At 66.6% G+C, this 8,215-nt stretch carries 7 protein-coding genes and 1 pseudogene; all 8 read right to left on the bottom strand.

Annotated features, from left to right (window positions below; genetic code table 11):
- Nucleotides 1-122 precede the first annotated feature (122 nt).
- Nucleotides 123-389, bottom strand: coding sequence for a hypothetical protein (locus NG696_RS01995; protein ID WP_252564666.1), 267 nt, complete (start codon nt 387-389; stop codon nt 123-125).
- A gap of 91 nt (nt 390-480) precedes the next feature.
- Nucleotides 481-825, bottom strand: a pseudogene (locus NG696_RS01990) (low temperature requirement protein A); the annotation flags it as partial.
- A gap of 392 nt (nt 826-1,217) precedes the next feature.
- The gene (locus NG696_RS01985) at nt 1,218-2,534 is read right to left on the bottom strand and encodes an ATP-binding protein (RefSeq protein WP_252564465.1); all 1,317 of its coding nucleotides are present in this window, start codon (nt 2,532-2,534) and stop codon (nt 1,218-1,220) included.
- Between the two features lie 207 nt (nt 2,535-2,741).
- Nucleotides 2,742-2,990, bottom strand: a complete 249-nt coding sequence (locus NG696_RS01980; protein WP_252564463.1) for an SCO4226 family nickel-binding protein — start codon at nt 2,988-2,990, stop codon at nt 2,742-2,744.
- A 180-nt stretch (nt 2,991-3,170) separates the two neighbouring features.
- Complete coding sequence (locus NG696_RS01975; protein ID WP_252573723.1) at nt 3,171-4,706, bottom strand: amino acid permease; 1,536 nt, start codon at nt 4,704-4,706, stop codon at nt 3,171-3,173.
- A 39-nt stretch (nt 4,707-4,745) separates the two neighbouring features.
- The gene (locus NG696_RS01970; RefSeq protein WP_252573722.1) at nt 4,746-6,200 is read right to left on the bottom strand and encodes an aspartate ammonia-lyase; all 1,455 of its coding nucleotides are present in this window, start codon (nt 6,198-6,200) and stop codon (nt 4,746-4,748) included.
- An 8-nt stretch (nt 6,201-6,208) separates the two neighbouring features.
- Entirely contained in the window at nt 6,209-7,309 is a 1,101-nt protein-coding gene (locus tag NG696_RS01965; RefSeq protein ID WP_374208646.1) for an asparaginase, read from the bottom strand.
- Between the two features lie 18 nt (nt 7,310-7,327).
- Complete coding sequence (locus NG696_RS01960; RefSeq protein ID WP_252573720.1) at nt 7,328-8,062, bottom strand: FadR/GntR family transcriptional regulator; 735 nt, start codon at nt 8,060-8,062, stop codon at nt 7,328-7,330.
- Nucleotides 8,063-8,215: the final 153 nt, after the last annotated feature.

Here is an 8,215-nt window from a genome sequence, read left to right as displayed (position 1 = left end):
AAACGCTACGTCTGCCGCGAAATTCATCCCATCCTCATCAAGATCCAACAACGCCACCAAACCCTTCAACAAGCCGCTTGACAACCATAGGAGCATCGATACCTTGGAAAAGGCGGACGCCACTACGGGCGAGGAGAAGTAGCCTCGGCTTGGAGTTTCGCCGAGGCAGCGTTCACGCGCTCTGCGCCGCGCCGCTCATCGATGACAATCGAAGCGCCCAGTGCCAAAACGATGACCAGTAGGCATACCGGGACCGAAACCCCGGCTGCCGCCAGGCCGATGGACCCGGCAAGGGCCACCATGATGCCGGCGGCGACGGCCAGCACCGTCCGGTCCCGGCCCATCATGATGCTGAACAGCCAGGTCAGGGTGAGCTTGAACAACGCCACCGGTACCGCGATGCTGGCCACAGCCACCGCCAGCCGGAAGCATGAAGTAGATCCACCACATACGGAAGGCCAGGGCCCTGCCACCGAAGCCAACCAGGGCCGCGTCTACGCTCCAGCCGTGGTTGGCGGCAATGGCACGAAGGGTTTCTATCGCGCCGATGGGGCATTCTCCCAGGGCGATGATGGCGAGGAGGCTGTAGCGCTCGGCGATGTGGTGGGCGTGCCAAGGTGTCTTCGCCTTCCGTTCGGCGACGTACGGCGTGGCCATTTCAAGCATGATGAGGGGCGCCGTCATAAGGAAGGTGGTGGCGACGTCGGCCTCGATGATCAACACCGCAATCCACCCCAGCTGCACCACAGCGAGGTACTTGGCGTAGCGCAGGCAGGTTTCACGGCGGGCTGGGTCCTGCCTGGACGCGCGCACCCACTGCGTCATGAGGGCCAGACGCATGAGCACTAGCCTCCAACGATCACCCGGTTGTCGACGTGGTCTCATTCGACGATGGAGTGAAACAGCGGCTCGATGCCCATCGCCAGGATCAGGATGCCGATAATCCGGACCATGGTGACCAGCCGGAACACCCAGTCGTCGGTGTCGTAGGCGCTGGCGAACTGGCTGCCAGCCCCACCGAAGGCAATGACGAAGGTCAGGTCGAAAAATAGTTCCAGCGGGTGGCGGCCCGGTGCTTCTCATGCGGATCCCCGCCGCCCATGCCGGCGAAGGCATGCCGGAGGGGATTGGAGGACATGCGTCAAAGATTACCGCCAGCGCCTGGCCGGCTCCAGACCGCTGTTGCCTTCCTTCCAGTTCGTCCTGGGCCGGAGGTTTTAGACCCGCCCCAGCGCGTCGATGTCCTCAAGGAACAGCTCGTGGACTTCCTGGCTCACGGTGGTCCGGGTATCGCCGATCGCGTCGAGGTAGTCCTCCGTGCACGGCCCCTTCCGGACCGCCTCGCGGACTGAAACGCTGCCTGCGGAAGCCGCGCCGCCGTCGTCGTACACTGCCTTTTCCAGCGCGCGCTGGGAGGCGCTGCGGGCGGCGTACTCAATGTCCGCAGGGGAGAAGCCCTCGGTCCGTTCCACCAGGAGCTCCACGTCCACATCGTCCACAACTGTGGCCGGGATGAAGCGCTGCCACATGGCTTCGCGGGCCTGGCGGTCCGGCAGGCCGATGGGGATGACGTAGTCGAACCGGCCGTGGCGCAGGAAGGCGGTGTCCAGCGCGCGGATGAAGTTGGTGGCGCAGACCAGCAGGCGGCCGGGCTGTTCGCGGAACGCCGGGATGATCTTCAGGAGCTCGTTGGTGACGCCCTGCAGGGGCGACGGCGGTTCACCCGAACGTTGGGAGGCGATTTCCTCCACCTCGTCGATGAACACCACGCAGTGCTCCAGCTCCGCGATCTCGAGGAACGTTTCGCGCAGGGCCCCGGCGAGGCCCTTGGGGTCGGAGGCCAGCCGGGACGGGAAAACCTCCACAAACGGCCACTCGAGCCGGGACGCGATGGCCTTCGCAAACGTGGTTTTGCCGGTCCCGGGAGGACCAAAGAGGACCACGGCGCGGGGCGGCACCACACCGTATTCATCCGCAAGGTCGGCCTCCGCGAGGGGCAGGACCAGCCGGCGCTCCAGGAGTTCCTTTTCCTTGCGCATGCCGGCCACGTTCTCCCACAGGTCGCGGGCGAGGATCCGGCCGCCCAGCTGGCCCAGTGCCCCCAGTTCCTGACGCTGGACGGGGATGGTCCGCTCGAAATAGCGCAGGTTCTTCTTGAGCGCGAAGCCGCGGCTGAGGAACGCCTCCACCCGGGTTTCCGCTTCCGGCATCAGCGCGGAGAGTTTGTTGAGCCCGTGCGGGGCCATGCGGTTTTCGACGGCGGCGAGCAGTGAGGTGCCGATCCCGCGCCCGCGGTATTCAGGCAGCGTGGCCAGGAAGACGATCCAGCCCTGGTCATGCGCGGCGCGTCCGACGGCGGCGCCCACCACCTGATCGCCCTGCACCGCCACCACCGCGTGGTCTTTCTCGCAGGATGCCAGCACCTCGGAGAGGGCATAGACGGGCTCCACATCAGTGGCCTTGAGCGACTCCCAGAGGTGCAGGATCCCGTCCAGGTCTGCTGAATGGAAATCCCTGATGCGCCAGTTGGTCATGCCGTGTCTCCCGGGTGGTTCGTCATTGAACGGGTCATTGAGCTTCGTCGTCGAACTGCAAAAGGCGCTGTGAGGCGCTCTGCTGAGCATAGGCGATCAGCCCTCGGCGAAGGGTTGCGGGAGCGTTGCATTACAAAAAGTACGACGGCGGCACCTGGGTTCCGTGTCCACAGAACCCAGGTGCCGCCGTCGTACTCTGCTGCCTGATCAGACCTTGATCGGAACGGGGTGGACCTCGTCGGCGGGGTGGCCCGCGCGCTCGTGGATACGCCGTACAGCTTCCTCTGAGGGGGCCTCGGACAGGCAGTAAACCAAACCTGACTCGGGATCTGCCCAGGCAGATTTGAAGTCAACGCTCTCGTCGCTTTGAATGGCGAGATCGGCGTCGTGGGCTGCTTGCAAAGCTTCCTGGGTGATTCCGACCATGTTGCGATGAACGTCCATGAATTCCGGCATGATACTGATGCTCCTTAACTGGGTTCGACGTTGAAACAGCAGGATGCGGCCGACGTTAGACCTGCGCCTGTCAGGCGTCAAGAGGACTGCGGAAGTGACGACGGCGGCGGCACCCGGGTTCCGTGGAAACAGAACCCAGGTGCCGCCGTCGGACGTCACGGCCAGCTGGCCGGCAGGGCGTTACTTCTTGAAGGACTCCGCGGGCGGGTTGGCGATGACGGGGGCGGTGCCGGTGAAGCCTTCGCGGGTTTCGGCGATCTCACGGATTCGTTGGCGGCAGGCGTACCAGCCGACGACCATGAGTGCGGAGGCGATGGCGGTGACGAGCATGGTGAGGGGTGAGTCGATGAAGACCATCACCAGGACGCTCGCGAGGAAGAGCAGTGAGAGGTAGCCGGTGTGCGGGGCACCGAACATCCGGAAGGAGGGGCGTTTGAGCCAGCCTTTGTTCGCCCAGCGTTGGAGCTGGATCTGGCAGAGCACAATGGTTGCCCAGGTCATAACGATGCCCACGGATGCCACGTTCAGCACGATTTCGAAGGCCTGTGCGGGTACGAGGTAGTTCAGCGGGACGCCGAGGAGGGACACTCCGGCGGTGATGGCGATGCCGCCGTAGGGGACGCCGGCTTTGTTCATGCGGCCCGCGAACTTGGGGGCGGAGCCGTTCACGGACATGGACCGGAGTATGCGGCCGGTGGAGTATAGGCCGGCGTTGAGGGAGGAGAGCGCGGCGGTGAGGACCACCAGGTTCATGATGACGTCCACGCCCTGGATGCCGATGGAGCCGAAGAATGTCACGAACGGGCTGACGCCCTTTTCGTAGGACGTATAGGGCAGCAGGAGGGCGAGCAGGATGACGGAGCCGACGTAGAAGACCGCGATCCGGAAGACTACGGAGTTGATGGCCTTGGGCATGATCTTTTCCGGGTTTTCGGTCTCGCCGGCGGCGGTGCCCACGAGTTCAATGGAGGCGTAGGCGAACAGGACGCCTTGCATCAGGATGATCATGGGGAGCAGGCCGTTGGGGAAGATACCGCCGTTGTCCGAGAGGAGGCTGAGGCCCACCTGCTGGCCGTCCACGGGGGTGCCGAAGATGACGAAGTAGGTGCCCACCACGAGGAAGACCACCAGTGCGGCGACCTTGATCAGGGCGAACCAGAATTCCATCTCGCCGAACACCTTTACGGAGACGAGGTTCAGGCAGAGCACCACTACCAGGGCGATGAGGGCCCAGGCCCACTGCGGTACTTCGGCCATCCAGGGGATGTAGTTGCCGAAGAAGTTCATGTAGAGTGCGGCGGCGGTGATGTCCACGATGGTGGTGGTGGCCCAGTTGATCCAGTAGAACCAGCCGGAGACGAACGCGGCTTTCTCGCCGAAGAATTCGCGGGCGTAGGAGACGAACGAGCCCGACGAGGGGCGGTGCAGGACCAGTTCGCCGAGGGCGCGCAGGATAAGGAACGCGAAGAAGCCGCAGACGGCGTAGGCGATGACGAGTGACGGGCCAGCGGCGTTGAGCCGGCCGCCGGCGCCGAGGAACAGGCCGGTGCCGATCGCGCCGCCGATGGCAATCATCTGGATCTGCCGCGGCTTGAGGTTCTTGTGGTAGCCCTTATCCTCCGCGTGCAGGGCCGATTCAGAGGCGTGCGCCTGGGGCGGCACCGTGTGGTCCGTGACGACCTGCTTTTGGGCAGTGTCCTGTTGGGGAGTTGTCATGCGGTGTCCTTTGGGGGTGGTTGGGCGGGCGGGTAGGGACTATTTGCTGAGATTCGCCAGGCGCTCAGGACTGAGGAGTTCCTGGAGCTGGGTGGCGGTGAGCAGGCCGTGTTCGAGCACGAGTTCGGCCACACCCTTGCCGGTGGCGAGAGCCTCCTGGGCGATGGCGGTGGCGGTGGCGTAGCCAAGGTGGGGATTAAGGGCTGTGACCAGGCCGATGGACTGTTCCACGGTGAGGCGGAGGTGTTCGGTGTTGGCGGTGATGCCCCGGACGCAGCGTGCGGTGAGGGTGCGGCAGGCTGCTTCGAGGTGGGAGATGCTCTTGTGGAGGCTGTGGACAATGATCGGTTCGAAAGCGTTGAGCTGGAGCTGCCCGGCTTCGGCGGCCATTGTGATGGTGACGTCGTTGCCGATGACCTCGTAGGCCACCTGGCTGACCACTTCGGGGATTACCGGGTTGATCTTGCCGGGCATGATGGAGGAGCCGGACTGGACGGCCGGCAAATTGATCTCGCCGAAGCCGGCGCGCGGGCCGGAGGAGAGCAGGCGGAGGTCGTTGCAGATCTTGGAGAGTTTCACGGCCACGCGCTTGAGCACGCCGGAGAGGTGCACGAAGGCGCCCACGTCCTGGGTGGCTTCGATGAGGTCGACGGCGGTGACCAGGGGGAGGCCGGTGACCTCGGCCAGGTGCCGGCAGGCTGCCTCGGCATAGCCGGCGGGGGCGTTCAGGCCAGTGCCGATGGCGGTGGCGCCGAGGTTGATTTCGTGGATGAGCAGCTCCGCCTCGGCCAGGCGCAGCCGGTCCTCGCCGATGGTGATGGCGTAGGTGCCGAACTCCTGGCCCAGCGTCATGGGGACGGCGTCCTGCAGCTGGGTGCGGCCCATCTTCACCACGGTGCGGAATTCCAGTGCTTTGGCGGCGAAGGCCTCTTCGAGTTCGGCCAGTGCGTCCAGCAGTTCCCGGCCGGCGAAGATGGTGCCCAGTTTCACGGCGGTGGGGTAGACGTCGTTGGTGGACTGGCTGAGGTTGACGTGGTCGTTGGGGTGCAGGCGGGCGTATTCGCCTTTGGGGTGGCCGAGGATTTCGAGGGCGCGGTTGGCGATGACCTCGTTCGCGTTCATATTCGACGACGTCCCGGCGCCGCCCTGGATCACGTCCACCACGAACTGGCCGCTGAGCTGGCCGTTCATCACGTCGCTGCATGCCCGTTCGATCGCCTGGCCGCGTTCGGCGTCCAGCAGTCCCAGTTCGCGGTTGGTACGGGCGGCGGCAAGCTTCACGGCGGCCAGTCCCCGGACCAGGTGCATGTTGGAGGACAGCGGCTGCCCGGTGATGGGGAAGTTTTCCACGGCGCGGAGCGTGTGGACACCCCAGTAGGCTGCGGCGGGGACGTCACGGTCGCCCAGCAGGTCATGCTCGGAGCGGGTTGCGGCCGAGGTGCCGGCCGCGTTGGTGCCGGCGGCTGACGTGGTGGCCTTGTTGGCAGTGGTCATGGGGGTCCTCACAGGGCTTCGTTGACGGGCGTGGACAGGAAATCGGTGGCCTGCAGCAGGCCGACCCGATGGCCGCCGCCCAGGACGGGCGCGGTGCCGATCCCTGCGAGCGGCGCGGTGTCCACGCCGAGCGCCTCCAGCATGCGGACGGTGACGGGCATCCTGGCGCGGTCGCCGCCGTCGGAGATCTTTACCGCGATGGCGCGGCCGTCCGGCAGGCCCACCAGCTGCACGCCTTCAAAGCCGTCCTTCGCCACTATGCCGGGGGACAGGCGCATCAGTTCGGTGACGTCCCGGCGCTCACCGGCCACCATGTCGGGGTGCTGCTGCATGGCCAGGCCGACGGCGGCTTCCGCGGTCAGTGGCGCGTGCCCGCCGCCGTCGGAGGTGCTGTTGGCGGTGTTGCCGGCGGCGCTGTTGCTGGCGGCGGCGATGCGCCCGAATGCGCGGGCCATGCCCCGGAGGGTCAGGGCGAAGAGCGGGGTGCCGCAGCCGTCCGTGCTGAGGGCCAGCGGCGCCTCGCCGGTCAGCTCGGTGACGGTGCTGGCGATCAGCTGCTGCAGCGGATGGGACGGGTCCAGGTAGCCCTTGACCGGCCAGCCGTTGATGACGCAGGTGGCGGCCATGGCGGCGTGCTTGCCGGAGCAGTTCTGCGTGAGCCGGGTGGCGTGCCCGCCGGAACGCAGCCATTCCTCGCGCTCGGTGGCGCCGTACGGGAGGTCGGTGCTGTTCTCCAGGTCGCTGGGGGCCAGGCCGTGGAGTTCAAGGATGCGCAGGGCCCCGTCGCGGTGCCTGGCGGCGCCGGAGTGGCTGGCCGCGGTCAGCGCCAGGAGGCCGGCCGGGAGGTCCAGGCCGGCACGGACCAGGGCCACGGCCTGCAGCGGCTTGAGCGAGGAGCGCGGGTAGAAGGGGGCCAGCGGATCGCCGGCCGCTGCCAGGGTGGAGCCGTCCGGCGCGGTGGCGATGACCGAGCCGTAGTGGATGCTCTCCACCAGGCGGTCGCGGGTGGCCACGGCCAGGGCGGCGTGCTGCGGGAGACCGCTGGATAACTGGCCGTCCATTGCGTCGAAGGGAGCCGGCAGGGCAGCGGGAATGGCAGGGGCTGGCATGGGGTCCTTGGGTGGCGGTTACTGGTTGAGGATGGAATCGAGCGCGACGCCCACGGCGTGCAGGTGCGCGGCCATGGCGGCGCTGGCTTCGTCCGCGGAGCCGGCCTCGATGGCGGCGAGGATCCGCTGGTGTTCCACGTCCGAGGCGTGCTGGCGGTCCGCCACCATGTTGAGCGTTTCGGACTGGTGCGCCAGGGCGCCCCGGATGTCCCCGACCACGCTGGCGAACACCCTGTTGCGGCTGGCGCGGGCGATGGCGGCGTGGAAGCTGGAGTCCAGGGAAACCCAAGATTCGGGGTCTGTTTCCGCGGTCATGGCGTCCACGATGTGCCGGAGCGTTTCCAGCTGTTCGTCGGTGCGGCGCTGGGCGGCGAGTCCGGCGGCGGGTACCTCGATGTGCGGCCGGGCTTCGGTGAGCTCCCGGGCCGAGTATTGCCCCAGCGTTAGGTCATTGGCCACCTTGTCGGCCACAACGAAGGTGCCCTTGCCGGTTTTGGTGACGGTGAGGCCCAGGGCGGTGCAGGAACGGAGGGCCTCGCGGATGACGGAGCGGCTGACCCCGTACTGATGGGCGAGGGTGGCTTCGGAGCTGAGCTTGCCGCCCACGGCCGCCCTGCCGGACTCGATGTCGGCGCGGATGGCGTTGAACACCGCTTCGGCAGCGCTGAGCCGGGCCAAGGGCTGGGCTCGGAGGGACAGCTCGCCGGGGGATTCCGCAGGCTGTCCTGCTATCCGGCTGTCTGACAGGTTCATATATAAAATATGGCACGGGTCACACGGGCTGTCAATCGGGCCCGGGACGGGGTTTCCCGGCGCAGGCTGACTCCAGGATCAGGGGCCGCGGGAGCGACGTCGCTGTCCAGCCTCTAGGGCGCATCCGGGGCTGGCGGATAAGCTGTGTGTGGG

Origin of the sequence: Pseudarthrobacter cellobiosi (genome assembly GCF_023913755.1) — a bacterium.
GTDB classification, from domain to species: domain Bacteria; phylum Actinomycetota; class Actinomycetes; order Actinomycetales; family Micrococcaceae; genus Arthrobacter; species Arthrobacter cellobiosi.
This window is presented reverse-complemented; position numbering and strand designations above follow the sequence as displayed.

Coding starts and splice junctions, on each gene's coding strand:
- NG696_RS01985 (WP_252564465.1), bottom strand. CDS start 2,534: ATGACCAACTGGCGCATCAGGGATTTCCATTCAGCAGACCTGGACGGG.
- NG696_RS01980 (WP_252564463.1), bottom strand. CDS start 2,990: ATGCCGGAATTCATGGACGTTCATCGCAACATGGTCGGAATCACCCAG.
- NG696_RS01975 (WP_252573723.1), bottom strand. CDS start 4,706: ATGACAACTCCCCAACAGGACACTGCCCAAAAGCAGGTCGTCACGGAC.
- NG696_RS01970 (WP_252573722.1), bottom strand. CDS start 6,200: ATGACCACTGCCAACAAGGCCACCACGTCAGCCGCCGGCACCAACGCG.
- NG696_RS01965 (WP_374208646.1), bottom strand. CDS start 7,309: ATGCCAGCCCCTGCCATTCCCGCTGCCCTGCCGGCTCCCTTCGACGCA.
- NG696_RS01960 (WP_252573720.1), bottom strand. CDS start 8,062: ATGAACCTGTCAGACAGCCGGATAGCAGGACAGCCTGCGGAATCCCCC.